The organism is Acidovorax sp. FG60 (genome assembly GCF_057808995.1).
The window spans coordinates 56,915-82,131 of the sequence record NZ_JBMDJC010000009.1; the positions used below are offsets into that span (position 1 = coordinate 56,915).

The following is a 25,217-nucleotide window of genomic DNA, read 5'->3' on the forward strand; positions in this document are numbered from 1 at the left end:
ACGGGAGCACCCCATGGCAGACATTCGCAGCAATTTTCTGGGCATCCAAAGTCCCAACCCCTTCTGGCTCGCGTCCGCGCCACCCACCGACAAGGAGATCAACGTCACCCGCGCCTTCGAGGCGGGCTGGGGCGGCGTGGTGTGGAAGACGCTGGGTGAGGACCCAGCCGTGGTCAACGTCAACGGCCCGCGCTATTCCACGCTGATGTCGCAAGACCGCCGCGTGATCGGCCTGAACAACATCGAGCTGATCACCGACCGGCCGCTGCACACCAACCTCGAAGAGATCAAACGCGTCAAACGCAACTGGCCGGACCGCGCCATGATCGTCTCACTCATGGTGCCGTGCGAGGAGCAGAGCTGGAAGGCCATCCTGCCGCTCGTCGAAGACACCGGCGCCGACGGCATCGAACTCAACTTCGGCTGCCCCCACGGCATGAGCGAGCGCGGCATGGGCGCGGCCGTGGGCCAGGTGCCTGAATACATCCAGATGGTCACGGCCTGGTGCAAGCACTACAGTAAGCTGCCCGTGATCGTGAAGCTCACCCCCAACATCACCGACGTGCGCCACCCCGCACGCGCCGCCAAGGCGGGCGGAGCCGATGCGGTGTCGCTCATCAATACCATCAACTCCATCATGGGCGTGGACCTGGACCGCATGGTGATGAGTCCGAGCACGGACGGCTGGGGCTCGCACGGCGGCTACTGCGGCCCGGCCGTCAAGCCCATTGCGCTGAACATGGTGGCCGAGATCGCACGCGACGCGCAGACGGCGGGCCTGCCCATCAGCGGCATCGGCGGCATCACCACCTGGCGCGATGCGGCCGAGTACATAGCGCTGGGCTGCGGCACGGTGCAGGTGTGCACGGCCGCCATGGTGTATGGCTTCAAGATCGTGCAGGACATGTGCGACGGACTGTCCAACTTCATGGACCAGCACGGCTACGCCACGCTGGACGACTTCAAGGGCCAGGCCGTGCCCACGGTCAAGGACTGGAAGAACCTCAACCTCAACCACATCGAAAAAGCCGTCATCAACCAGGATGCCTGCATCCAGTGCGGCCGCTGCCATGTGGTGTGCGAAGACACCTCGCACCAGGCCATCACCTTCACCAAAGAGGGTGGCGTGCGCAAGTTCGAGATCAACGAGGCCGAGTGCGTGGGTTGCAACCTGTGCGTGTCGATCTGCCCCGTGCCAGAGTGCATCACCATGCGCGCGCTGGAGCCGGGCGAAGTTGATGTGCGCACGGGCAAGAAAGTTACCGGCGAATACGCCAACTGGACCACGCACCCCAACAACCCGCAGCGCGTGTCTGCAGCGGCTTGATATGCGGCCCATGCGTGCGTGTGCCACAGACCCCGCAATGCGTTGTGACAGCACCCGTTGTGGTGCTGATTTGCAACGCATGCTGCACTGCATCTGGTGCAGTTCTTGCGTGATCTCTAGCATCGCTCGCTTCCCTTTGCCCGCCATCTGCCAGCGTGAGGGCGCTGAAACAGACGGCGGGTTGTGTGCAACCCCAACGACGTCTTTGACAGGAGTACAGGCATGACCAACAGTACCGGCAGCGCTGCCCACGTGGCGGGGCTAATGCCCGGCGGAGCCTCCAACACGCTCGCCAATGAAGATCTGCTCCCCACCACCGCCGCGCAGCGACACTGGACCTGGAAAGACTTCGCTGCACTCTGGGTGGGCATGGTGGTGTGTGTGCCCACCTACACCATGGCCAGCTCCATGCTCGACCAGGGCTTCACCTGGCAGATGGCGGTGTGGCTGGTGTTTCTGGCCAACTGCATCGTGCTCGTGCCCATGGTGCTGATCGGCCGCGTGGGACCCAAATATGGTGTGCCGTTCCCGGTGTTGGCGCGCGCTTCATTCGGTGTGAAAGGCGCCAACCTGCCTGCCGTGTTGCGGGGCCTGGTGGCCTGTGGCTGGTTCTCCATCAACTGCTATTTCGGCGCGCTGGCGCTGCATGGCTTCCTGAACATCCTGGGCATGGGGCTCGCGGGCCCGGCCGAGGGGCAGACCATCAGCACCTCGCAGTTCATGTGTTTCCTCGCGTTCTGGGCGGTGCACATTTACTTCATCTGGAAGGGCCCAGAGTCCATCCGCAAGCTCGAAGTGATCGCCGCGCCGCTGATGATCATCGCGTCCATCGTGCTGGTGGTGGTGCTGATGATGAAGGTGCCTTCGGGCCAGCTCTTCAACCTGCCTGCCAAGGTGGTCGAGGGTGGCCCCAAGACCTGGGCGGCGCTGACGGGCCTGGTCGGCTTCTGGGCCACGCTCGCGCTCAACATCCCGGACTTCACGCGCTTTGCCAAGTCGCAGAAGGACCAGGTCATGGGCCAGGCGATTGGCCTGCCGATTCCCATGGCACTGTTCTCCATGGTAGGTGTGATCGGCTTCTCGGCATCGGCCATCCTGTACGGCAAGGCGCAACTGTTCCCCGACGGCCTGCTCACCCAGATGGGCAGTGTGGCTGCAGGTGTGGGCCTGCTGGTGATCCTGCTGGCCAACCTGACGACCAACGTGGCCGCCAACCTGGTGTCGCCGTCGTACGACTTCAGCCAGGTCGCACCGTCCAAGATCAGCTTCCGCATGGGTGGCCTGATCGCCGCGCTGATTGGCCTGGTGTTCATGCCCTGGAAGCTGCTGGCCACCTCGGGCGGCTACCTGTTCACCTGGCTGGGCGGCTACGGCACGCTGCTGGGCGCCATCGCGGGCATCCTGCTGGTGGACTACTACCTCGTGCGCAAGAGCGAGCTGAAGGTGGACGACCTGTACCGCCGTGGCGGCGAATACGAGTACAGCAATGGCTGGAACGTGCAGGCGCTGATTGCCTTTGCGCTGGGCGTGCTGCCCTGCCTGCCGGGCTACCTGGCCGTGTCGGGCGTGATCGACAAGGCGGCTGTGCCCGGCCTGCTGCTCGCGCTGTTTGACTTTGGCTGGTTCTTCAGCCTGGCCGTGGCCGGCACCTACTACTACCTGACTGCCAAGAAAAAGTGACCCCTTGGCCCTGCCTGGGCCTGGTGCCAGTGCAGGGCCTTTTTTTTGATCTGATCCGCATCCTTGAAGGAGACCCCCATGACCCAAGCCCTTGTGATCCGCGGTGGTACCGTGGTCAACGCCGACCGTGAACAGCGCGCCGATGTGTTGTGCGTCGATGGCCGCATCGTGGCTGTGGGCGATGGGGCGGCTGCGCAGGCGCCGGTAGGGGCGCAGACGCTGGACGCCAGCGGCCAGTACGTGCTGCCCGGTGGCATCGACCCGCACACCCACATGCAGCTGCCGTTCATGGGCACCGTCACCATGGACGACTTCTACACTGGCACGGCCGCCGCGCTGGCCGGCGGCACCACGAGCATCATCGACTTCGTGATCCCCGATCCGCAAGAACCCATCCTGGATGCTTATCGCAAGTGGCGCGGCTGGGCGGAGAAATCGGCCGCCGACTATTCCTTCCACGTCGCCATCACCTGGTGGAGCGAGCAGGTGCGCGCCGACATGGGCACGCTGGTGCAGGAAGAGGGCGTGAACAGCTTCAAGCACTTCATGGCCTACAAGAACGCCATCATGTGCGACGACGAAACCCTGGTGAACAGCTTCAAGCGCGCGCTCGAACTCGGGGCCATGCCCACGGTGCATGCTGAGAACGGCGAGCTGGTCTACCTGCTGCAGCAGGAGGTCGCCAAGATGGGCATCACCGGCCCCGAGGGCCACCCACTGTCGCGCCCACCCATGGTGGAGGCTGAGGCCGCCAACCGCGCCATTGCCATTGCCGATGTGCTGGGCGTGCCGATCTACGTGGTCCACGTGAGCTGCATGGAATCGGCCGACGCCATTGCCCGCGCCCGCGCGCGCGGCCAGCGCGTGTACGGCGAGGTGCTGGCCGGCCACCTGCTGGTGGATGACAGCGTCTACCGCGACCCCGACTTTGCCAAGGCCGCCGCCTATGTGATGAGCCCGCCCTTCCGCCCCAAGGGCCACCAGGAGGCGCTGTGGCGCGGCCTGCAGTCGGGGCAGCTGCACACCACGGCAACGGACCACTGCACCTTCTGCGCCGCGCAAAAGGCCATGGGCAAGGAGAACTTCGCCAAGATCCCCAACGGCACCGGCGGCGTGGAAGAGCGTATGGCCGCGCTGTGGGACGGCGGTGTGAACACCGGTCGCCTCACGCCCAGCGAGTTCGTGGCCATCACCTCGGCCAATGCGGCCAAGCTGTTCAACATCTACCCACGCAAGGGCTTTATCGGCGAAGGCGCCGATGCCGACCTGGTGCTGTGGGACCCTCAAGGCACCAAGACCTTCTCCGCCAAGACCCAGTTCAGCAAGGGCGACTTCAACATCTTTGAAGGCCGCACCGTGCGCGGCATCCCCAGCCACACCGTGAGCCAGGGCCGCGTGGTGTTTGCCAACGGCGACCTGCGGGCCGAGCAGGGCAAAGGCCGCTACATCAAGCGCCCCGCGTTTGGCGCCAACTTCCAGGCCGTGCAAAAACGTGCGCAAGACCTGGCCCCCTCGGCGGTGGCGCGCTAAGCGCTGCAATGCATCTGGAGAACACCATGGACACCAAAGTCAAACCCGACATCGAAAACCTCCGCATCAACGGCGAACGCCTATGGGATTCGCTCATGGAACTGGCGCAGATCGGCGCCACGCCCAAGGGCGGCGTTTGCCGCCTCACCCTCACCGACCTGGACAAACAGGGCCGTGACCTCGTCACCCGCTGGGCGCGCGAAGCAGGCATGACCGTCACCATCGACAAGATTGGCAACGGCTTCATGCGTCGCCCGGGCCGCAACAACAACCTGCCACCCATCATGACCGGCAGCCACATCGACACCCAGCCCACCGGCGGCAAGTTCGACGGCAACTACGGCGTGCTCGCCGGCATCGAAGTGGTGCGCACGCTCAACGACCACGGCATCGAAACCGAGGCCCCCATCGAAGTGGCCTTCTGGACCAACGAAGAAGGCAGCCGCTTCGTGCCCGTGATGATGGGCTCGGGCGTGTTCGCCAAAGCCTTCACGCTGGAGCACGCCTACGCCGCCACCGACACCGAAGGCAAAACGGTGAAAGGCGAACTCGAGCGCATCGGCTACATCGGCGACCAGGAGCCCGGCGACCACCCCATCGGCGCCTACTTCGAAACCCACATCGAACAAGGCCCGGTGCTGGAAGACAACGACAAGACCATCGGCGTGGTCAGCGGCGTGCTGGGCATCCGCTGGTTTGACTGCACCGTCACCGGCATGGAAGCCCACGCCGGCCCTACGCCCATGGCCCTGCGCAAGGACGCGATGCTGGCCGCCACACGCATCATGCAAGACGTAGTCGCCGCCGCCCACCGCCACCCGCCGCACGGGCGCGGCACCGTGGGCATGGTGCAAGTCTTCCCCAACAGCCGCAACGTCATCCCCGGCCGGGTCAAGTTCAGCATTGACCTTCGCAACAGCACCGACGCGCTGGTGGACGCCATGGCTGCCGAGGTCAAGGCCTTTGCCGACCAGGTGGCCCAAGAACACGGTGTGCAGGTTCATATCGAAATGGTGTCCAGCTACCCCGCGCAACTCTTCCAGCCCGAGTGTGTGGAGGCCGTGGGTCGCGCCGCCGCCAAGCTGGGCTACAGCCACATGCCCGCAGTCTCCGGCGCGGGGCACGATGCCGTCTACATGGCCAAGCTCGCGCCCAGCGGCATGATCTTCATCCCCTGCAAGGACGGTATCAGCCATAACGAGATCGAGGACGCCAAACCCGAGCACATCGAGGCGGGCTGCAACGTGCTGCTGCATGCCATGCTGGAGAGGGCTGGGACTTGATGCTATTCAAATAATAGCTTTATGCGCTTATTGGATAAGCGCTAGAGGCTGTTCTGGCTTGAAGTCTGGCTGCACGTTGTCAGTGCAGCTCCGTCAACCCCAGGAAGTGGTCCAGCATGTGGAAGTGGTCTTCAAAGAATTCCTCTTCCATCCCCGCCAGCTGGTCGATGCGTGTCCACTGCACCTGCAGCGCGTCGTCGTCTGCTTGCACGTTTGGAAACTGCGCATCTCCCAAATCAAAGTAGTGCGCATGCGTGATGGTGCGGCCACGCTGGCTGCGGTCGGGGTGGTCGAACACGGCCACGGACTGCAGCGCGGCGCGCATGGTGGCCTCGGGCAGGTCGCAGTGGGTTTCTTCCACCAGTTCGCGCAGGCAGGACTGCCACACCGTTTCGCGCTGTTCGATGAAGCCACCGGGCACGGCCAGCTGGCCCTTGCCGGGTGCGTGTGCGCGGCGGATCAGCAGCACATGGTCCTGGCAGCGCAGCACCGCGTCCACCGTCACGAAGACGGGTGGGTAGGGCGCGGCGGCCCAGGCCTGGCGGTAGCCGCGCAGCATCTGCCACTCCTGCTGCAGCGCCAGGTAGTGCGGGGTCTGCGCAAACTCGGTCAGCGTGGCCAGGGTGCTGGCAGGCATCTGGTCGGCCAGGGGGGCGAGGGCAGACTGCACCGCGTCGGGTGTGGCGCCAAACCAGGCGTCGCGGATGGCGGTGGCGTCAATCGGCCCCTGGCGCTCCACATGGATCAGCTCCCAGCCCGGGAACGCGCTCAGGTAGCCGCTGGTGGCGTCCTTGAAGTGGCCCACTAGACCGATCCGCGCACCGGGTGTCGTCAGCCGCGCCACGCCCTGGCGCACGGCCTGCACCCAGACCGCCTCGTTGTAGTAGTCGCGCATGGGCAGGACCACCATGCGGCTGCGGTCGACCTCGGGCAACGCATTGCGCAGCATGGCCTCGCGCTCTGGCCAGGTGAAGGGGTTCTTGGGCGAGCGCGCCTGCCAGGCCGAGCCCACCACCACGATGACCTGCTGCGCGCTGTCGAGCGCGCGCTGCAGCAGCGCCATGTGGCCGTTGTGCACGGGTTCAAAACGCCCGATGTAGATGGCGGTATCGACCATGTGTCTCCAGTCGTTATCGGGTGATTTTTAAGTGTTTTTGGTCGCTAGCGCTTATCTGTAAAGCGCTAGCAGCTATCTTTTTGGTAGTAATTTTACCCTGGAGCCGTATTACACATACCGCGCAGCAATAGGCATCTGCCGCCCACTGCCAAAGGCCCGCGCCCGTACGCGCACGATGGGCGGGGCCTGACGGCGCTTGTATTCGTTGCGCGCCACCATCATGCGCACGCGCTGCACCAGGGCGCGGCCCGCGTCGTCGGTTTGCAGCTGGGCCACAAAATTCTGCGCCGCCTGGTGCTCTGTGGCAGAAAGGCGTTCGCCTTCGATCAGCAGCTTGAGCACTTCGTCGAGCACGGGGTAGGGTGGCAGGCTGTCCACATCGCGCTGGCCGGGTGCCAGCTCGGCAGAGGGTTCCTTGTCGATGATGGCCTGCGGAATCAGCGCGCGCCCGGCGTGTTCGTTGACGTGGCGCGACAGGGCAAACACCTCCGTCTTGTAGAGGTCGCCAATCAGGCCCAGGCCGCCATTGGTGTCGCCATACAGCGTGCAATAGCCTACCGAGATTTCACTCTTGTTGCCCGTGGTGAGCAGCAGGTGGCCGAAGGCGTTGGAGTATTCCATCAGCACCGTTCCGCGAATGCGCGCCTGCAGATTCTCGAGCGGCAGGCCCACCAACGGTTTGCCAAAGCTGGCCTCGAACTGCTGCGCGTAGCCCGCCACCAGCTCGGCAATCGGGTGTGTGAAGAGCTGCACGCCCAGGTTGTGGCACAGCGCCACCGAGTCATCGACCGAGCCGCTGCTGGAGTAGCGCGAGGGCATGGTGATGCCGACCACGTTGTCCGCACCCAGCGCTTCCACGGCCAAGGCGAGCGTCAGCGCGCTGTCGATGCCGCCCGAGCTGCCCACCACCACCTGCGTAAAGCCGCAGCGCCGTGCGTAGTCACGCAGGCCCAGCACGATCTGCTGGCGGTAGAAGTCCATGGTGGGCAGACCCTGTGCGGGCACGGGGGCGGGGCGTGCGCCTTCCGCGCTCAGAAAATGCCCGTTGTCGAACTGCAGCGTGCACACGTCTTCCACAAACCGCTGCGCTTCAAAGACGACACCCGCATCGGGCTCGGCCGCGAACGATGCGCCGTCGTACACCACCTGGTCGTGCCCACCGATCTGATTCACGTACAGGATCGGCAGGCCGTGGCGGCGCGCGGCGTCGGCAAAGATCTGGTGGCGCTGCTCGCGTTTTCCAGTGTGGCTGGGACTGGCGTTGATGCTCACCACCAGGTCGGGCGCGGCGTCGCGCATGCGCTCGAAAGGGTTGGTGGCGTAGTCGGCGCCGTGGTCGTTCCAGCCGTCTTCGCAGATCAGCAGGCCCACCTGCGTGCTGCCGATGCGCAGCACCTTGGCCACGTCTGGTCCGGGCTCGAAGTGGCGGCGCTCGTCAAAGATGTTGTACGTGGGCAGCAGCTGCTTGGCGTATTGCAGGCGCACAGCCCCGCCTTGCAGTACCAGCAGGCTGTTGTGCAAGCGCTTGCCGGGGCCGCGCGCGGGTGTGGGCGCGCCCAACACCCAGTGCAGCTGGGGTAATTCAGCAGAGGCCTGTTGTAACGCGGAGATACCGGCCTCGATGCGTTGCTGAAAGCCGGTTTCCTCCAGCATGTCGCCGGGGTAGTAGCCGCACAGCGACAGCTCGCTGAACACAACGAGGTCGGCCTGTTCGCGCGCCGCCTGCTGCGCGGCGGCCACCATGCGGGCCACGTTGCCTTCGATGTCGCCGACAGTGAAGTTGAGCTGGGCAAGGGTGATGCGGAGCATGGTGTCAGTCCTTCACGTTGAAAACCTGACGCAGGTAGGCCAGGTAGGTTTCATCGTCGCACAGCGTCTTGCCGGGCGTGTCTGAGAGTTTCGCCACAGGTTGTCCGTTGGCGCGCACCAGCTTCATCACGATGTTGAGCGGTCGCATCTCCGGTGCGTCGCCCATGTCGTTGGTGAGATTCGTTCCAATGCCAAAGCCGAGCTGTGTGCGGTCGCCAAAGTGGCGGTACAGCATGAGGGCGCGTTCCAGGTCGAGGCCGTCCGAGAACACCAGCCGCTTGGTGTGTGCGTCGATGCGCAGCCGGGTGTAGTGCGCGAGGGCTTTTTCGCCCCAGGCCACCGGGTCGCCTGAGTCGTGGCGCAGGCCGTCGAACAGCTTGGCGAAGTACAGGTCAAAGTCAGCGAGAAAGGCGTCCATGCCCACGGTGTCGGTCAGTGCAATGCCCAGGTCGCCCCGGTATTCCTGCACCCAGTCTTCGAGCGCGGCCTTTTGGAAGTCGCGCAGCCGCACGCCCAGGGCCTGGTAGGTCTGCAAATACTCGTGCGCCATGGTGCCGATGGGCACGAGGTTCAAATCGCGCGCCAGCAGCACGTTGCTGGTGCCCTTGAACCACTGCGGAGCTTGCTGCGCAAAGGTCTGCACCACCTCGCGCTGCCAGGCGCCGCTGTAGCGGCGGCGCAGGCCAAAGTCGAACAGCTCGAAAGCGTGGCGCAGCGTGGCCTGCCGGGCCAGGGCCTGCAGCTGATGCACTTTGGCGGCCAGCCGTGCACGGCCGCTGGCGAGTGCCTGGGCCGCGTCAAAGCGGCGAAAGTACAGCTCGTTCACGATGGCCAGCACGAAGATCTCAAACCCCATCACATGCACCTGTGGGCCTTGCGCCACGATGTGCAGTTGCTCGCCCTCGGCCCAGGCGCTGATGAAACTGCGCTGGAACTGGAAGATGCGCAGGAAGTCCACAAAGTCGCTCTTGATGTAGCGCAGGCTGCCCACATAGGCCAGCTCTTCGGGCGTGAAGCGCAGGCTGCACAGGTGGTCCAGCGCAGCGTTCACCTCGGGCAGCAGCTCGGCCAGCGGGTAGGCTGGGGTGTTGCGGCACACAAAGCGGTATTCGCTTTGTGTTTGTGGGTGGCGGTGCAGCAGGGCCTGCCACATCGTGAACTTGTAGAGATCGGTGTCGAGCAGGCTGGTGATGACGGGGTTCATGGTGTTGCTCCAAAATTGGTAGCTGCTAGCACTTGATAGATAAGCGCTAGAGCCTGATTTCATTCATATTGGCGAGATGTGCACCGGCTGCACACATGACCTGCAGAAATGCCTGGTGCTGCGCCTCGAACCCGCCCACGGGGCTCATGCCGTCGGTCAGCAGCACGATGCGGCTCGCCTGCCAGCCCGGCACCAGGCGGGGCAGGTGCTGCGCGATGTGCTCGGTGGTCGAGCGCACGCAGTGGCTGCTGGCCTCGCCCGCGACCAGCAGCACATCGGCCTGGCCCAGCGACTGCAGCAGGGCGGTGTTGAGTGCGGTGCCTTCGTCGTCCGCATCGGGCACCTCGGCCTCGATGGCGCTGTAGTGCTCCGTCCAGGGGTTGGTGCCCTTGAACACATTGCGCACCGCGCGCTGGCGCTGGAGCTGCCAGGCCCCGCAGGCGGCCAGTACATCGGCGTGCACGCCATGGCCCCAGCTGCCCACCTCGCAGTGCACCGGCCACACCATCAGCGTATAGCGGCCCTGGGCTTCGAGTGCGTCCAGATACCGCAGGGTGCGGGGCAGGGCAGTGGTATCGCGCGGTGTGTAGTCGCCTGCGCGCACCTGGGCGGCGGTGATGGGGGTGAAGGGCGCCACACCGGCACCCGCGCCGGTTTGCCAGAAGCCAGGGTGAGCGATATCAAAGCGCTGGTGCGAATCGAGCGTGACGGTGATCCCATCAAGCTGGTCGCCCTGGTTGCGGATGAACTGGGCCAGGCGCTGCATGTCGGCATGGGCACCCGGCACAGGCAGGGCGGGTGCGGTGCGTTGGCCGGTCAGTACATCGGTGGGTTGCCAGGCCATGGGCAGGTCGCAGAAGTCGTTTTGGGGGTCGATCACCAGCAGCTGGATGTTGTGGGCCATGGTCTTCTCCTGGGTTGTTGGATGCAGTGTAATCTTGTTAGTAAAAAAAATGAACTAACTAAGTTGAAAGCACTTGTTTCGTAGTGGTCTCAAAGAATTTGCGCTAGGGAATGTGGTTCGCGATCTGGATGCCGGTTTGCTCATGCTTGTGACAAACTCGGCGCATGACCGAATCCGCTTTGCCCACTGTGATCTGTACCGTCGATGTGGTGTTGCTGACCTTGCAGCAAGGGGCGTTGCAAGTGGCCCTGTTGCGCCGTGAGCGCGCGCCGTTTGCCGGGGCTCTGGCGCTGCCGGGTGGCTACATCCATGCGCAAGAAGATGCCGATGCCCAGGCCAGCGCGGCCCGGGTGCTGCGCGACAAGGCGGGCTTGCAGAGCCCGTACCTGGAGCAGTTGGCCACCTTCTCCGGCCCGGTGCGCGACCCCCGGGGCTGGTCGCTGGCCGTCGCTTACTGTGCCCTGGTGCCGCCTGAGGTGCTGGAGCAGGCACCGCTAACGCTGGTACCCGTGGCCGAATTGCCTGCGCTGCCTTTTGACCACCGTGCCATGGTCGATGCCGCCGTGGCCCGCGTGCGCAGCAAAAGCCAGTATTCGTCCATGCCTGTGCACCTGTGCGCCGAGCCGTTCACACTGCCGCAGCTGCAGGCTGTGTACGAGGCGGTGCTGGGCGAGCCGGTCAACAAGGTGAGTTTTCGCCGCAAGATGGACGAGTTGGCCATGCTGGAGCCGGTGCCGGGAGCGCTGCAAGGCGGCGGCGCCCACCGCCCCGCGCAGCTGTACCGGGTGCGCCCGGCCTACCGGCGCAATCTGTCGCTGAGCGCGCGCGGGCTGTAGCGCGGGCTTAGCGCACAAACTATTGGACCGCCGCACGGAAATCTGGCACAAACGCAAACTTTGTGTCCCACGAACGGTGGGTGCGTCGCGCGGGCCAGGATGGCTGCCGTTGCACCACCAACAACAAGCCGGCACAACGCTGGCACCTGAGGGAAATCCATGTCTTTGCGACTCAAATTCAACCTGGTGCTGGCGGCCGTGCTGCTGGTGGCAGCGGCGGGTGCGGGAGTTTATGTACACCGCTTTCTGCAGCAGTCGGCCATCGAGGAGGTGCAGCACAACTCGCAGATCATGATGCACGCGGCCATGGCGATCCGCGACTACACGACAGAGCTGGTCAAGCCCCACCTGGATGTGACGCTGGCCGAGAAATTCCTGCCGCAGACGGTGCCTGCCTACGCGGCCACCGAAACCCTGCGCCGCCTGCAGAACCGGTTTCCGGGCTATGAGTACAAGGAGGCAGTGCTCAACCCCACCAACCTGCGCGACCGTGCCAACGAGTGGGAGGAGCGCATCATCAGCGACTTCCGCGAAGGCCGGGCCGACCTCAAGAAAGAGGTCACCGGCGAGGTGGGCGAGGGCATGCACCGCGCCATGTACGTGGCCCGCCCCATCACCATCAAGCAGGCGCAATGCATGGCCTGTCACAGTACACCGGCCGTGGCGCCGCCCACCATGCTCAAGGTCTATGGCGACAAGAACGGCTTTGGCTGGGGCATGAACGAGACGGTGGGCATCCAGGTTGTGAAGGTGCCGATGTACTTCCCGCTGGAGAAGGCGCGTCAGACCTTCAACACGGTGATGGCGGCGCTAGTGGGTAGTTTTGTGCTGCTTTTCGTCGGGCTCAACCTGTCGCTGTCGTCGCTGGTGATCGAGCCCATGGCGCGGCTCAACCGCAAGCTGGAAGACCTGGCCACCAAGGACTTCCTGACGGACCTGGTCAACCGCCGCCGCTTCTTTGAGAGGCTGGAGACCGAGATGGCCGACACCCGCATCAAGAAGGGCAGTCTGTCGGTGGTGATGTTTGACATCGACTTTTTCAAACGCATCAACGATACCTTTGGGCATGACTCGGGCGATGTGGTGCTCAAGAGCACGGCGCTGCGCGTGCGCGAACTTCTGCGGTCGTCCGACTGCGCTGCGCGTTTCGGGGGCGAGGAGTTCATCATCCTGCTCAAGGAAACCCCGGTGGATGCCGCCATGGCCATGGCCGAGGCGGTGCGCGCGCGCATTGCAGGCGTGCCTTTCGACGCGGTGGGCCATGTCAGCGCCAGTTTTGGCGTGGCCACGTGGGACCACAAGGAAGACAGCCACGCCCTGATCAAGCGCGCGGACACGGCGCTCTACAAGGCCAAGTCCAGCGGTCGCAATTGCGTGGTGCAGGCCGAAGAGTCAGTATGACCGCTTGCGTGTCTCCGGGCCGAGCCCGGCACGCTCAGGCCATGGCGGCCTTGGCCTCCTCATAGTCAGCCCGGTAGTCCGCCGCCAGCGCGGTTTTTTGCTTCTCCGTCAGCAGCTTGCCGGCCATCTGGAAGAAGCGGTGTTCTTCTTCCTTGAGGTGGTGCTCCACCTTCTCCGCAAGTTTCTTGGCCAGCGGCAGCCAGCTGGGGCTCGCCGGGTCGGCCTCTTCCAGCGACTCCAGCAGTTCGTCGAGCTGGTGGTGCTCTGAAATGGCGTGGCGGGACAGGTCGATGCCCGCGTCGTGCGCCATCAGCGGAATATAAAAATGCCGTTCCTCAGCCCGTTCATGGGCCGTCAGTTCCTGCTTGAGCTGGTCAAACAGCTCGCGCCGCTCAGGGGTGTCTCCGCTGGTGTCGGTGAGTGCGGTGTACAGCGCTCGTTGGCGTTCGTGGCTCTCGCGCAGGGCTTCAAAGATATTGGTGGTGTCGGTCATGGTGCGGCTGTGTGGGAAATGTGGGGCTGTGACAAAGGTGCGCTGGGCTACTTGAGTACCTTGCGCGCGGCACCCACGCCGATGACGGCCAGCACCACAAACACCACGGCAATCACCAGGAACAGCACAAACAGCACCTTGGCGATGCCCGCCGCGCCTGCGGCGACTCCGCTGAATCCCAGGGCACCGGCGACCAGGGAGATCAGGGCAAAAATGATGGCGTACTTCAGCATGGTGGTCGCTCCTTGCAGTGGATGTTCAGGCAGCGCGGGGCTGCGAAAGGGTGTGCAGGAACAATACCGAGGGGCCGTCGGCAGCACCGTCAGTGCGGGCGGGCGGTGGGTGTAGGAGAGGGCCGCTGGCGGGCAGTGGTGAAGCGTCAAAAGAAAAGCCGCAACGCGGAGCGTTGCGGCTTTGGAGGTGGGACGGCTCTGACGGTCTTTTGGTCTGCGCTCACATCGCTGACGCGATATGAGCTTCGCCCGCAGACCGAAAACCGCGCTATCGCGCGGCGGGCTTTACAGCCCGGCTGCAGCGCGCAGCGCAGCAGCTTTATCGGTCTTCTCCCAGCTGAATTCGGGCTCTTCGCGGCCGAAGTGGCCGTAGGCTGCGGTCTTCTCATAGATCGGGCGCAGCAGGTCCAGCATCTGGATGATGCCCTTCGGGCGCAGGTCGAAATGCTCACGCACCAGCGCTGCAAGACGCTCGTCCGACACCACGCCCGTGCCTTCCGTGTACACCGTGATGTTCATGGGCTCGGCCACGCCGATGGCGTAAGCCACCTGGATCTGGCACTGGCGCGCCAGGCCTGCGGCCACGATGTTCTTGGCCACATAGCGGGCAGCGTAGGCTGCCGAGCGGTCCACCTTCGTTGGGTCCTTGCCGCTGAAGGCGCCGCCGCCGTGGGGGCAGGCACCGCCGTAGGTGTCCACGATGATCTTGCGGCCGGTCAGGCCACAGTCGCCTTGCGGGCCGCCGATGACAAAACGGCCCGTGGGGTTGATCAGGTAGCGGGTGTTTTGCAGCCATTCCTTGGGCAGCACGGGCTTGATGATCTCTTCGATGATGGCTTCGGTGAACGAAGCCTTCATCTTGGTTTGCGTTTCGCTCTGGTCGGGGTGGTGCTGGGTGGAGAGCACCACGGTGTCGATGCTGTGGGGCTTGCCGTCCACGTAGCGCATCGTCACTTGCGACTTGGCATCGGGGCGCAGGAACGGCAGGCGGCCGTCCTTGCGCAGCTGGGCCTGGCGCTCGACGAGGCGGTGCGCGTAGTAGATGGGCGCGGGCATCAGCTCGGGCGTTTCGTCGCAGGCGTAGCCGAACATCAGGCCCTGGTCGCCAGCGCCGGTGTTTAGGTGGTCGTCGCTCGCGTGGTCCACGCCCTGGGCGATGTCGTTGGACTGCTTGTCATAGGCCACCAGCACGGCGCAGCCTTTGTAGTCGATGCCGTAGTCGGTGTTGTCGTAGCCGATGCGCTTGATGGTGTCGCGTGCCACCTGGATGTAGTCGACATGCGCGTTGGTGGTGATCTCGCCCGCCAGCACGACGAGGCCGGTGTTGGTCAGCGTTTCGGCAGCCACGCGGCTGCGGGGGTCCTGCTTGAAGATTGCATCGAGAATCGCGTCCGAGATCTGATCGGCCACCTTGTCGGGGTGGCCTTCGGAGACGGATTCCGAGGTAAAGAGAAAGTCGTTCGCCATTTGAATAAACTCCTGTGTTCCGGCATTTGGGGCGTTGCCCTCACCCCGAAGGAGATCTGGCGAACGCTTTAGCAGATTTTTTTAACGTCGCCCTGCAAGTTGCTCATTTAACTCAGCGACCCCGTCATTTTAATGCCAGTCGTCTTTCGATTCTTTTCCGTATTTCCACTGTGGTTGCTGCACATCATGGGCGCGGCCATGGGCTGGATTGCGTTTTGTGCGTCGCCCACGTACCGGCGTCGCTTTCTGGCCAATTCGGCCCTGGCAGGGTATTCGCTGGGCGACGTGCGTGCCGCTGTGGCCCATGCCGGCCGCATGGTGGCCGAGCTGCCGCGCCTGTGGCTGGGGGCGCCACTGCCCTGCCGCATCGAAGGCGAGGCCTGTGTGGAGCAGGCGTATGCGGCCGGGCGCGGCATTTTGTACCTCACGCCGCACCAGGGGTGCTTCGAGCTGTCGGCCCAGGCGGCGGCCCGCCGCTGGAGCGCGGAGCGCGGCCCCATCACCGTGCTGTACCGCCCCGCGCGCCAGGCCTGGCTGGCCAAGGTGATGGAGACCGCACGCAACCGGCCTGGCATGCTGGCCGTGCCCACCACACTGGCGGGTGTGCGCCAGATGATCAAGGCCCTGCGGCGGGGTGAGGCCGTGGGCCTGCTGCCCGACCAGGTCCCGCCGGACGGGCAGGGCCTTTGGGCGCCGTTTTTTGGCCGCGATGCCTACACCATGACCCTGGCCGTGCGCCTGGCGCAGCAGACGGGTGCTGCCGTGGTGCTGGTGCGCTGCGAGCGGCTGCCCTGGGGCCGTGGTTTTGTCACCCATTTCGAGCCGCTGGCGCAACCGCTGTCGGACCAGTTGGACGTTGCCGTTGTGCAGATCAACCAGGCCATGGAACACCTTATCCGCCAGTGCCCCGAGCAATACCTGTGGGGCTATGCCCGTTACAAGCAGCCGCGCGCCGAGGCAGCGCCTGCTGCGGGAGCTGCGGTATGACGGGACGCCTGGGTGTGTGGTTCATGCGGGTGCTGGCGCACCTGCCGCTGCCCGTGCTGCGCGGCATGGGGTGGCTGCTGGGGCAGGTGGCCTTTGTGCTGGTGGCGCCCCGGCGCAAGGTGGCGCTGCGCAACCTGGAGTTGTGTTTTCCGGACTGGACCGAGGCGCGCCGCCGCGCCGTGGCGCGCGCCAGTTTTGTGGTGTTCTGCCAGACCTGGCTGGACCGCAGCTGGCTCTGGGCCGCGCCCCGCGAGGTGGTCGAGCGGCGCGTGCAACTCAGAGGTGCCGTACACGAGCTCGACGGCGACACGCCCACCATCCTGTTTGCCCCGCACTTCTATGGCATGGACGCGGGTGGCCTGGCGCTGCCGCTGCATTCGGGCCGAGCGTTCACGTCCATTTTTGCCACCCATCCCGATCCGGCGGTGGACGGCTGGTTCATGGCCGGGCGCCAGCGTTTTGGCGACGTGCGCATGCTCAACCGCTCGGACGGCGTCAAACCCATCATCGCCAACCTGCGCAAGGGCGGCCTGCTGTACCTGCTGCCCGACATGGACTACGGGCGCAATGATTCGGTGTTTGTGCCGTTCTACGGCGTGACGGCGGCCACCATCCCGTCGCTGTCGCGGTTTGCGCGGCTGGGGCGGGCCAAGGTGGTGGGCGTGTATTCGCGCATGACGCCCACAGGCTACGTGGCCGAGGTCTCGCCCGCCTGGGCGAACTACCCCACCGACGATGCCGAGGCCGACACCCTGCGCATGAACCACGAACTGCAGGCCGTCATCAACACCATGCCCGAGCAGTACTACTGGGTGCACAAGCGTTTCAAGACACGGCCCGAAGGCGAACCGTCTTTTTACGCCTGAAAATTTGAGTCAAATCAGCATCTGGCGCCTATCTGTCAAGCGCTGGTAGCTATCATTTTGATTGCAAAAATCGCTGCAGTTCCAGGGCCACGCGCTCAGGGTGCTCGTGCACGATCCAGTGCGAGGCCTTCTCCACCTGCCGCAGCTGCAGCTGCGGCACCCAGCCCGGCAGGCCGTCGAGCAGGCCGTGCAGCAGGGCCGGGTCGTCCATGCCCCACAGGACCAGCGTGGGCACCGTCACCGTCAACATGGATTCGGGCAGGGTGATGGCCTGCGCGCCCGGGTCACCATCGCGGGGTGGGCGCAGGGGGCTGGCGCGGTAGTAGTTGCAGGCACCCGTCAGGCCCTGCTGCCACAGCGCGCGGTACTGGGCGCGCACGCTCTCGGTCAGCCACGTGGGGGCGCTGCCGTCTGGGGCGTTGAAAAAAGCGAACAGGCGGCGAAAGTCGTCCTCGGCCAGCAGGGCCTCTGCATCAGGCCTGCACAGGAAGTGCATGTACTGGCTGCCCGCCTGCTGCGCAGCGTTGTGTGCCAACTCTCGCACAAAGGCGCCAGGGTGGGGGGAGTTGATGATGGCCAGCCGCTTCATGAGCTGCGGCTGCTGGTTGGCCAGGTTCCAGGCCACGGCGCCGCCCCAGTCGTGCGCCACCAGGCATTCCAGCGCGCCGCCGGGGCATTCGTGGGCAATCAGCGCCACCAGGTCCTGCACCAGATGCTTGGCACGGTAGGCATCCACTTCGGCGGGGCTGCTGGAGGGGCCAAACCCGCGCAAGTAGGGCGCCACGCAGTGGTAGCCACCGTTTTCGGGGCGGGAAAAGTGCAGCAGCAGCTCATCCCAGATGAAGGCGCCCTCGGGGAAGCCGTGCAAAAACAGCAGCACTGGGCGACCCGCCACGCCGCTTACGCGGCAGTGCAGGGTGGTTCCGTGGGGCAGGGGAGCGGAGACGGTCTGGATCATGGCGCTATGCATTTAATAGCTAATAGCGCTTGATGGATAAGCGCTAGGGCCTAATTTGACTGAATATCCTCAGAATCACCGAGCTCTGGGGGCTCAACGGCGGGGGCAGGGGCTGCGTCGCCCGAGGCTTGCACCGGGTGCGCCCACTGCCACAGCAGCTGTGCCACCTCGTCCACGCCTTGTTTCTTGAGGGCCGAGAACATCATCACCTCTCCGCCGGCTGCGTTCAGTCGCGTAATCGACAGGATCTTGGCTTGCTCCGAGCGTGTGAGCTTGTCCGCCTTGGTCAGCACGATCAGGAATTTCAGGCCTTCTTCGACCCGTGGTCGCAGCACTTCAAGCAAGGCCTCGTCCAGCTCGGTCAATCCGAGCCGGGGGTCACACAGCAAGACGATGCCGGTGAGCCCAGGGCGGCTCACCAGGTAATTGACCATCACCTGCTGCCAACGCACCTTGTCGGACCTCGACACCTTCGCGTAGCCGTAGCCGGGCAGATCGGCCAGCACCGCATCGGTCGCGCCGTGCTTGCCCAGCGAGAAAAGGTTGATGTGCTGCGTGCGCCCGGGCCGTTTGGAGGCGAAGGCCAGCTGCTTTTGCTGCGTGAGCGTGTTGATGCACGTGGATTTGCCCGCGTTGGAGCGGCCCACAAAAGCGATCTCGGGCACATGGATGGGCGGCAGGTGGTGCAGCTGGGCGGCCGTGGTCAGAAACCTGGCGGTGTGCATCCAGCCCATGGCGATCTTGGCGTCGGGAGCGGGCGGAAGGGAGCCAGCAACTGGCGCGGTGGAAGAGGTCGTCATGGAATATTGGGAGGCTTGGGAGCCTCATTGTAGAATCGCGAGGTTTTGCGCACATAAACACAGACCCTCGATATGAAGTTGCTCGCCTCTTTGCTGACGGCTGCCGCACTGGCAGCACCTGTTTTTTCGGCCTATGCGGCGGGCGATGCCCCCAAAGCGGCCAAGCCGGATCTCGTCAAAGGCGAGGCCAGCTACACCGCAGTGTGTGCTGCCTGCCATGGCGCCGATGGCAATTCGGCCATTGCGGCCAACCCCAAACTGTCGCAGCAACACCCCGAATACCTGGTCAAGCAGTTGCAGGAATTCAAGTCCGGCAAGCGCAACAACGCCATCATGAAGGGTTTCGCCACCGCGCTGTCGGACGAGGACATGAAGAACATTTCGTACTGGGTGGCTTCCAAGGCGGCCAAACCCGGCTTCGCCAAGGACAAGAACCTGGTCTCCCTGGGTGAGCGCATCTACCGTGGCGGCATCGCCGACCGCCAGATCGCTGCCTGCGCTGGCTGCCACAGCCCCAATGGCGCAGGCATCCCTGCCCAGTACCCCCGCCTGTCGGGTCAGCACGCTGACTACACCGTGGCCCAGCTCAACACCTTCCGCGATGGCTCGCGTGCCAACAGCACCCAGATGACGCAGGTGGCGGCCAAGCTGAACGACAAGGAAATCAAGGCCGTGGCCGACTACATCGCTGGCCTGCGCTGATTGACTTGATTTTCGTCAATCTTGTGGCCCGCTAGACCGGGTTGCACGGAACCTACCGCCAATAACAATCCCAAAACGGGCGGGCCCATCGCACAGATGGTCCCGCCCTTTTTCTTTCCTTCTCTCGCGCCTCCTCGCCGTCTCCTTTCTTTTTCATCCATGTCCGATAACACCCAAGGCCTTCGCATCCAGTCTGGTTCCCAGGCCTGGCGCGCCGGGATCGAGCTGCTGTCCTCCATGCGGTTCGCGATCTCGCTGCTGACGGTGATCTGCATTGCCTCGGTGATCGGCACGGTGCTCAAGCAGCACGAGCCGGCGGTCAACTACGTCAACCAGTTCGGTCCCTTCTGGGCGGAGTTGTTTGGCGCCATCCAGCTCAATGCCGTCTACAGCGCCTGGTGGTTCTTGCTGATCCTGGCGTTTCTGGTGATCAGCACATCGCTGTGCATCGCCCGCAATACACCCAAGATCCTCATCGACCTCAAGGTCTACAAGGAAAACATCCGCGAACAAAGCCTGAAGGCTTTTCACCACAAGGCCGAGGCAACGCTTAGCGGCTCTGCCGAGGTCGAGGCGCGCCGCATTGGCACCCTGCTGGCCGGTGGCGGATGGAAGGTGCGCCTGCAGCAGCGCGACACCACCTCTGGCCCCGGCACTGGCTGGATGGTGGCGGCCAAGGCGGGTGCTGCCAACAAGCTGGGCTACATCGCCGCGCACAGCGCCATCGTGCTGGTGTGTGTGGGCGGTCTGCTGGACGGAGATCTCATCGTGCGCGCCCAGATGTTGCTGGGGGGCAAGACACCGTACCAAGGCGGCGGCCTGATTGCCGATGTGAAGCCCGAACACCGGCTTTCCGAGCGCAACCCCACCTTTCGGGGCAACCTGCTGGTGGCTGAGGGCACACAGTCGAGCACAGCCATCCTGAATCAGTCCGACGGCGTGCTGCTTCAGGACTTGCCGTTTGCCATCGAACTCAAGAAGTTCATCGTGGAGCACTACTCCACCGGCATGCCCAAGCTGTTTGCCAGCGAGATCATCATCCACGACAAGGCCACGGGCGAGAAGACGCCCGCGCGTGTGGAGGTGAACCACCCGGCCAGCTACAAAGGCATCGAGATCTACCAGTCGAGTTTTGACGACGGCGGCTCGCACCTCAAGCTGCGCGGCGTGCCCATGGTGGCAGGCGCCAAGCCCATTGAGGTCGAAGGAGTGGTCGGCAATTCCACCCAGCTGACCAACAACGGCGGCGGCCCGGGCAGCGAGACGCTGACGCTGGAGTTCACAGCACTGCGCACCATCAATGTCGAGAACTTCGGGGGTGCAGGCCCCGGAGGCAGCGGTGTGGATGTGCGCAAGGTGGACCTGCGCGAGTCGGTGGAATCCCGCCTGGGCGCCGCCAACAAGACCGTCACCAAAAAAGAACTGCGCAACGTGGGCCCGAGCGTGAGCTACAAGCTTCGGGACGCAGCGGGCCAGGCGCGTGAGTTCCACAACTACATGCTGCCCGTGGACACGGGCGACGGCGTGCCGGTGTTTCTGCTGGGCGTGCGCGAAACCCCTGCAGAGCCATTCCGGTACCTGCGGGTGCCAGCCGATGACAAGGGCAGCATGGACGGCTTCGTTCGCATGAAGGCCACCCTGGCCGACCCCGCAGCGCGCGAGCAGGCCGTGCGCCGCTATGTGGCGCAGGCCATCGACACCTCGCGCCCGGATCTGGCCGAGCAGTTGCAGCAGTCTGCACTGCGGGCCTTGGCCCTGTTTGCAGGCCAGGGCATGGTCGATGGCAAGCCCACTGGTGGCCTGCAGGCGGTGTCGGACTTCATGGAGGCCAACGTGCCCGAGGCCGAGCGCGCGCGGGCGGGTGAGGTGCTGGTGCGCATTTTGAACGGCACGCTGTTCGAGGTGGCGCAGTTGTCGCGCCAGGGTGCCGGCCTGCCGCCGCTTCCCCAGGACGATCAGACGCAGGGCTTCATGACGCAGGCCGTGCTCTCGCTCAGCGACGCGCAGATCTACCCCGCACCGCTGGCGTTTGAACTCAAGGACTTCACCCAGGTACAGGCCAGTGTTTTCCAGGTGGCGCGAGCCCCTGGCAAGAATGTTGTCTATCTGGGATGTGCCTTGCTGATCCTGGGCGTTTTTGCCATGCTCTACGTCCGCGAACGGCGCGTCTGGGTCTGGGTGGCGCCGCAGGACGGGCGTACCCACGCCACCATGGCCCTGTCCACCAACCGCAAGACCATGGACGGCGACCAGGAGTTTGTCCAGCTCGCACAAAAACTGATCGGGGCATCGCCCCGCGAAGGCACCGCATGAATACCGCGACTTCTTCCTCCACGGCCACCACGATCACCCTGAACGAGGGTTTTTTTGCCCGCCGCAACTGGTTCGACTGGCTGTTTGCCGCCATCGTGGCCGTGGGCGGGCTGTATGCGTTGCAGCGCTACGGCGCCTTCATGGACGTCTACGAGAAAGGTATTTTGCTGGGTGCCATTCCGTGCACGATCTGGCTGGGCTGGTTCTGGCGCCCCTTGCGCGCGCTGATGCTGATCGTGGCTGCGGTGGCGCTGTTGGCCATCGGCCTGTACCAGCAAGACGGTGCGGGTAGTCTGGCGCGGGCCGATACGGTGTTCGGCCTCAAGTATTTCCTGTCGAGCCAATCTGCCATCCTGTGGATGAGCATGCTGTTCTTCATGAGCACCATCTTTTACTGGGTGGGCATGTTCTCCCGCGGCGAGGGCCGCACCATGAGCATGCTGGGCTCGCGCATTGCCTGGGTGGCTGTGGCCATGGCGCTCATCGGCACGCTGGTGCGCTGGTACGAAAGCTACCTCATCGGCCCGGACATCGGCCACATCCCGGTGAGCAACCTGTATGAAGTGTTTGTGCTGTTCTGCTGGATGACGGCGGCGTTCTACCTGTATTACGAACAGCAGTACGACACGCGTGCACTGGGCGGGTTCGTGATGTTGGTAGTCAGTGCCGCCGTGGGCTTCCTGCTCTGGTACACGGTGGTGCGCGAAGCGCACGAGATCCAGCCCCTGGTGCCTGCCCTCAAGAGCTGGTGGATGAAGCTGCATGTGCCCGCCAACTTCATCGGCTACGGCACGTTTGCGCTGGCCGCCATGGTGGCCTTTGCCTACCTCATCAAGCAGCAGGCCACCGAAACCCGCTGGTACAAGCTGGCGCCGCTGTGGCTGCTGGGCGTGGTGCTGTGTTTCGAGCCTATCGTGTTTCGCCAAGGTGCGACCGAGAACGGTGGCAGCTACTGGATGGTGTACTTCGGCATTTCGGCTTTCATCGTGGCTGGCATCCTGCTGGGCCGCAAGCGCATCGCGGCGCGCCTGCCCTCGTTTGAGATCCTGGACGACGTGATGTACAAGTCCATCGCCGTGGGCTTTGCGTTCTTCACCATTGCTACCGTGCTCGGCGCGCTGTGGGCGGCCGAGGCCTGGGGCGGCTACTGGAGCTGGGACCCGAAGGAAACCTGGGCGCTGATCGTCTGGCTCAACTACGCCGCCTGGCTGCACATGCGACTGATGAAGGGGCTGCGCGGCACCGTGTCGGCCTGGTGGGCGCTGGTGGGCCTGGCGGTGACCACGTTCGCGTTTCTGGGGGTGAACATGTTCCTGAGCGGTTTGCACAGCTACGGCACGCTGTGATGGGGTGAGGGCTCAGTCGGGCATCGGGGTGGGGCCGGCAACTATTGCGTCTTCGGTGTAACCTGCGTGGTCTAGGGAACGAACTAACAGTTGTGCTGCTCTACTGCTGCAGCTGTTTCCACCAGACCATGACCGGAGCCTCTCCATGCTGATCCCTTCGCGCGATTCGGGTTTCAACCACCCCCACTCCTCCGAAATCACACCCCGCGCGGTCTACGAAGACCGGCGCCAGATGCTCAAGCTCATGGCGGGCGGCGCTGCAGGTGCCGCGATGGCGGCCTGGGCAGGCCGCGAGGCACTGGCGCAGCAGGCGCAGGTGGTGCGGCCCAACAAGCTGGCTGCGCTGGCGGGTGCCAAGTCCACCGTGGCGGGTGCGGTCACGATGGAAAAGCTCACTGACTACAAAGACGCGAGCACCTACAACAACTTCTACGAATTCGGCACCGACAAGGCCGACCCCGCGCGCAATGCCCACACACTCAAGACCACGCCCTGGACGGTGGAAGTGGAAGGGCTGGTCAAGAAGCCGGGTAAATACGGCATCGAAGACCTGATCAAGCTCAGCGCACAGGAGGAGCGCATCTACCGCCTGCGCTGCGTGGAAGGCTGGTCCATGGTCATCCCCTGGGTGGGTTATTCGCTGGCCGAACTGATCAAGCGTGTGGAGCCCCAGGGTAGCGCCAAGTATGTGGAATTTGTGACGCTGGCCGACAAGGCCACCATGCCTTTTGTCGGATCGCGCGTGCTCGACTGGCCCTATGTGGAAGGCCTGCGCATGGACGAGGCAATGAACCCTCTCACACTGCTGGCTTTTGGCATGTATGGCGAAGTGCTGCCCAACCAGAACGGGGCGCCTGTTCGCCTGGTGGTGCCGTGGAAGTACGGCTTCAAGAGCGCCAAAAGCATTGTCAAGATTCGCTTTGTCGAGAAAGAACCCGGCACGGCATGGAACAAGGCGGCCAAGCAGGAATACGGCTTTTACTCAAACGTGAACCCTGAGGTGGACCACCCTCGCTGGAGCCAGGCCACCGAGCGACGCATTGGCGAAGATGGCCTGTTTGCCAAAAAGCGCAAGACGCTCATGTTCAACGGCTATGAAGCCCAGGTGGGGCAGCTGTACGCGGGCATGGACCTCAAGAAGTTCTACTGATCTTCATTCGCCTTTTTTCTCCGCTTGACGTGTAGGTAAAGCGGCAGAAGAGGGGCGCGGATCACCATGCGCAAACTCTTCCTCCATTCTGCCGCCAAGCCCGTGGTCTTTGCACTGTGCCTGCTTCCGTTGGCGTGGCTGGTCTACGCTGCGGCGGCCAATCAGCTGGGCGCCAATCCGGCCGAGGCCCTGATCCGCGCCACGGGTGACTGGACGCTGCGCGCGCTCTGTCTGGTGCTGGCCGTTACGCCGCTGCGCGTGGTCACTTCCACGCCCCAGCTTGCGCGCTTTCGGCGCATGCTGGGCCTGTTCGTGTTCTTCTACGGCCTGCTGCACCTGCTGAGCTACGCCTGGTTCGACATGGGTTTTGATGGGACCGACATCGTGCGCGACATCATCAAGCGGCCTTTCATCCTGGTCGGGTCTCTGGCGCTGCTGGTGCTCACGCTGCTTGCCGCCACATCGTTCAACCGCGCGATCAAGGCTTTGGGCGCAAAGCGCTGGCAGGCGCTGCACCGCAGCGTATACGCAGTGGCGGGCCTGGCCATCCTGCACTTCTTCTGGATGCGCGCTGGCAAGAATGATTTTGGCGAGGTGGCGGTGTATGCGGCGGTTTTGTCAGCTTTGCTGGGCTGGCGACTGTGGCACCGGCTGCGCAAGCGTCGGCCAACCCAGGGTACGGCGGGGGCCAAGGCATCCCAAGCCGCCCGCACGTCGTAGCGCTGTGCTTGTGGAATTATTTGCTATATAAATAATAGCTGCTGGCGCTTTATGGTAAAGCGCCAGCAGCAAATTTAGCCTGAAATTCCAA

22 protein-coding genes are annotated in these 25,217 nt (G+C 64.2%); 13 read left to right on the plus strand and 9 right to left on the minus strand.

The genetic code is table 11. The features are described from left to right. Positions 1–13 precede the first annotated feature (13 nt). The 4 genes from preA (at position 14) to ACODS0_RS14810 (ending at position 5,820) form a co-directional block, all read left to right on the plus strand. The gene (gene preA / locus ACODS0_RS14795; RefSeq protein ID WP_488835835.1) at positions 14–1,327 is read left to right on the plus strand and encodes an NAD-dependent dihydropyrimidine dehydrogenase subunit PreA; all 1,314 of its coding nucleotides are present in this window, start codon (positions 14–16) and stop codon (positions 1,325–1,327) included. A 222-nt stretch (positions 1,328–1,549) separates the two neighbouring features. After that, entirely contained in the window at positions 1,550–3,007 is a 1,458-nt protein-coding gene (locus tag ACODS0_RS14800) for an NCS1 family nucleobase:cation symporter-1 (RefSeq protein ID WP_121507475.1), read from the plus strand. A 78-nt stretch (positions 3,008–3,085) separates the two neighbouring features. Then, positions 3,086–4,537 carry a dihydropyrimidinase gene (gene hydA / locus ACODS0_RS14805; protein WP_488835837.1) on the plus strand — a complete coding sequence of 484 codons (1,452 nt, stop codon included), beginning with the start codon at positions 3,086–3,088 and terminating at the stop codon, positions 4,535–4,537. 26 nt (positions 4,538–4,563) lie between these two features. After that, positions 4,564–5,820, plus strand: coding sequence for a Zn-dependent hydrolase (locus ACODS0_RS14810; RefSeq protein WP_488835839.1), 1,257 nt, complete (start codon positions 4,564–4,566; stop codon positions 5,818–5,820). Positions 5,821–5,899: 79 nt separating this feature from the next. Here the strand turns inward: ACODS0_RS14810 and ACODS0_RS14815 are convergent, their stop codons facing one another. The 4 genes from ACODS0_RS14815 to ACODS0_RS14830 all read right to left on the minus strand — a co-directional run bounded on the left by ACODS0_RS14815 (position 5,900) and on the right by ACODS0_RS14830 (position 10,854). Further along, positions 5,900–6,937 (minus strand): bifunctional nicotinamide-nucleotide adenylyltransferase/Nudix hydroxylase, encoded by a 1,038-nt coding sequence (locus tag ACODS0_RS14815; RefSeq protein ID WP_488835840.1) that lies wholly within the window; start codon positions 6,935–6,937, stop codon positions 5,900–5,902. Positions 6,938–7,045: 108 nt separating this feature from the next. Continuing rightward, positions 7,046–8,746: an NAD+ synthase gene (locus ACODS0_RS14820; RefSeq protein ID WP_488835841.1), complete on the minus strand. Its 1,701-nt coding sequence runs from the start codon at positions 8,744–8,746 to the stop codon at positions 7,046–7,048. 4 nt (positions 8,747–8,750) lie between these two features. Continuing rightward, positions 8,751–9,950, minus strand: coding sequence for a nicotinate phosphoribosyltransferase (gene pncB, locus ACODS0_RS14825; protein ID WP_488835842.1), 1,200 nt, complete (start codon positions 9,948–9,950; stop codon positions 8,751–8,753). A 46-nt stretch (positions 9,951–9,996) separates the two neighbouring features. Then, entirely contained in the window at positions 9,997–10,854 is an 858-nt protein-coding gene (locus ACODS0_RS14830) for a cysteine hydrolase family protein (protein ID WP_488835843.1), read from the minus strand. A 164-nt stretch (positions 10,855–11,018) separates the two neighbouring features. On the opposite strand from ACODS0_RS14830, the gene ACODS0_RS14835 reads away from it, so the two are divergent. Together ACODS0_RS14835 and ACODS0_RS14840 are read left to right on the plus strand one after the other, a co-directional pair. Then, entirely contained in the window at positions 11,019–11,690 is a 672-nt protein-coding gene (locus ACODS0_RS14835) for an NUDIX hydrolase (protein WP_121422403.1), read from the plus strand. A gap of 159 nt (positions 11,691–11,849) precedes the next feature. After that, positions 11,850–13,091, plus strand: a complete 1,242-nt coding sequence (locus tag ACODS0_RS14840; protein WP_055399306.1) for a diguanylate cyclase — start codon at positions 11,850–11,852, stop codon at positions 13,089–13,091. Between the two features lie 34 nt (positions 13,092–13,125). On the opposite strand, the gene ACODS0_RS14845 is transcribed toward ACODS0_RS14840, so the two are convergent. The 3 genes from ACODS0_RS14845 to metK all read right to left on the minus strand — a co-directional run bounded on the left by ACODS0_RS14845 (position 13,126) and on the right by metK (position 15,284). After that, positions 13,126–13,584, minus strand: a complete 459-nt coding sequence (locus tag ACODS0_RS14845; RefSeq protein ID WP_099731133.1) for a hemerythrin domain-containing protein — start codon at positions 13,582–13,584, stop codon at positions 13,126–13,128. 47 nt (positions 13,585–13,631) lie between these two features. Beyond that, entirely contained in the window at positions 13,632–13,817 is a 186-nt protein-coding gene (locus tag ACODS0_RS14850; protein ID WP_055399302.1) for a DUF1328 domain-containing protein, read from the minus strand. 285 nt (positions 13,818–14,102) lie between these two features. Next, complete coding sequence (gene metK, locus ACODS0_RS14855) at positions 14,103–15,284, minus strand: methionine adenosyltransferase (RefSeq protein ID WP_056060126.1); 1,182 nt, start codon at positions 15,282–15,284, stop codon at positions 14,103–14,105. A gap of 132 nt (positions 15,285–15,416) precedes the next feature. Between metK and ACODS0_RS14860 the strand changes: the two genes are divergently transcribed. Then, positions 15,417–16,271, plus strand: a complete 855-nt coding sequence (locus tag ACODS0_RS14860) for a lysophospholipid acyltransferase family protein (protein WP_055399298.1) — start codon at positions 15,417–15,419, stop codon at positions 16,269–16,271. Then, on the plus strand, positions 16,268–17,137 hold the full coding sequence (locus ACODS0_RS14865; protein ID WP_055399296.1) for a lysophospholipid acyltransferase family protein: 870 nt from the start codon (positions 16,268–16,270) through the stop codon (positions 17,135–17,137). The genes ACODS0_RS14860 and ACODS0_RS14865 overlap by 4 nt, the downstream gene beginning before the upstream one ends. 52 nt (positions 17,138–17,189) lie before the next feature. Here ACODS0_RS14865 and ACODS0_RS14870 read toward each other — a convergent pair whose 3' ends face one another. Both ACODS0_RS14870 and yihA read right to left on the minus strand, forming a co-directional pair. After that, on the minus strand, positions 17,190–18,095 hold the full coding sequence (locus tag ACODS0_RS14870; protein WP_488835844.1) for an alpha/beta fold hydrolase: 906 nt from the start codon (positions 18,093–18,095) through the stop codon (positions 17,190–17,192). Between the two features lie 50 nt (positions 18,096–18,145). Continuing rightward, a complete protein-coding gene (yihA, locus tag ACODS0_RS14875) occupies positions 18,146–18,895 on the minus strand; it encodes a ribosome biogenesis GTP-binding protein YihA/YsxC (protein ID WP_121422409.1) in 750 nt (249 codons plus the stop codon). A 72-nt stretch (positions 18,896–18,967) separates the two neighbouring features. Between yihA and ACODS0_RS14880 the strand changes: the two genes are divergently transcribed. From ACODS0_RS14880 to msrQ, 5 genes are all read left to right on the plus strand, one after another. After that, on the plus strand, positions 18,968–19,597 hold the full coding sequence (locus tag ACODS0_RS14880) for a c-type cytochrome (RefSeq protein ID WP_055399289.1): 630 nt from the start codon (positions 18,968–18,970) through the stop codon (positions 19,595–19,597). Between the two features lie 159 nt (positions 19,598–19,756). Then, on the plus strand, positions 19,757–21,910 hold the full coding sequence (locus ACODS0_RS14885; RefSeq protein WP_488835845.1) for a cytochrome c biogenesis protein ResB: 2,154 nt from the start codon (positions 19,757–19,759) through the stop codon (positions 21,908–21,910). Further along, on the plus strand, positions 21,907–23,256 hold the full coding sequence (ccsB, locus tag ACODS0_RS14890) for a c-type cytochrome biogenesis protein CcsB (RefSeq protein WP_121507460.1): 1,350 nt from the start codon (positions 21,907–21,909) through the stop codon (positions 23,254–23,256). Before ACODS0_RS14885 ends, ccsB begins: the two co-directional genes overlap by 4 nt. Before the next feature lie 145 nt (positions 23,257–23,401). Continuing rightward, entirely contained in the window at positions 23,402–24,406 is a 1,005-nt protein-coding gene (gene msrP / locus ACODS0_RS14895) for a protein-methionine-sulfoxide reductase catalytic subunit MsrP (RefSeq protein WP_055399284.1), read from the plus strand. 66 nt (positions 24,407–24,472) lie between these two features. Further along, the gene (msrQ, locus tag ACODS0_RS14900; protein ID WP_121507459.1) at positions 24,473–25,126 is read left to right on the plus strand and encodes a protein-methionine-sulfoxide reductase heme-binding subunit MsrQ; all 654 of its coding nucleotides are present in this window, start codon (positions 24,473–24,475) and stop codon (positions 25,124–25,126) included. The last annotated feature ends 91 nt before the right edge of the window (positions 25,127–25,217 follow it).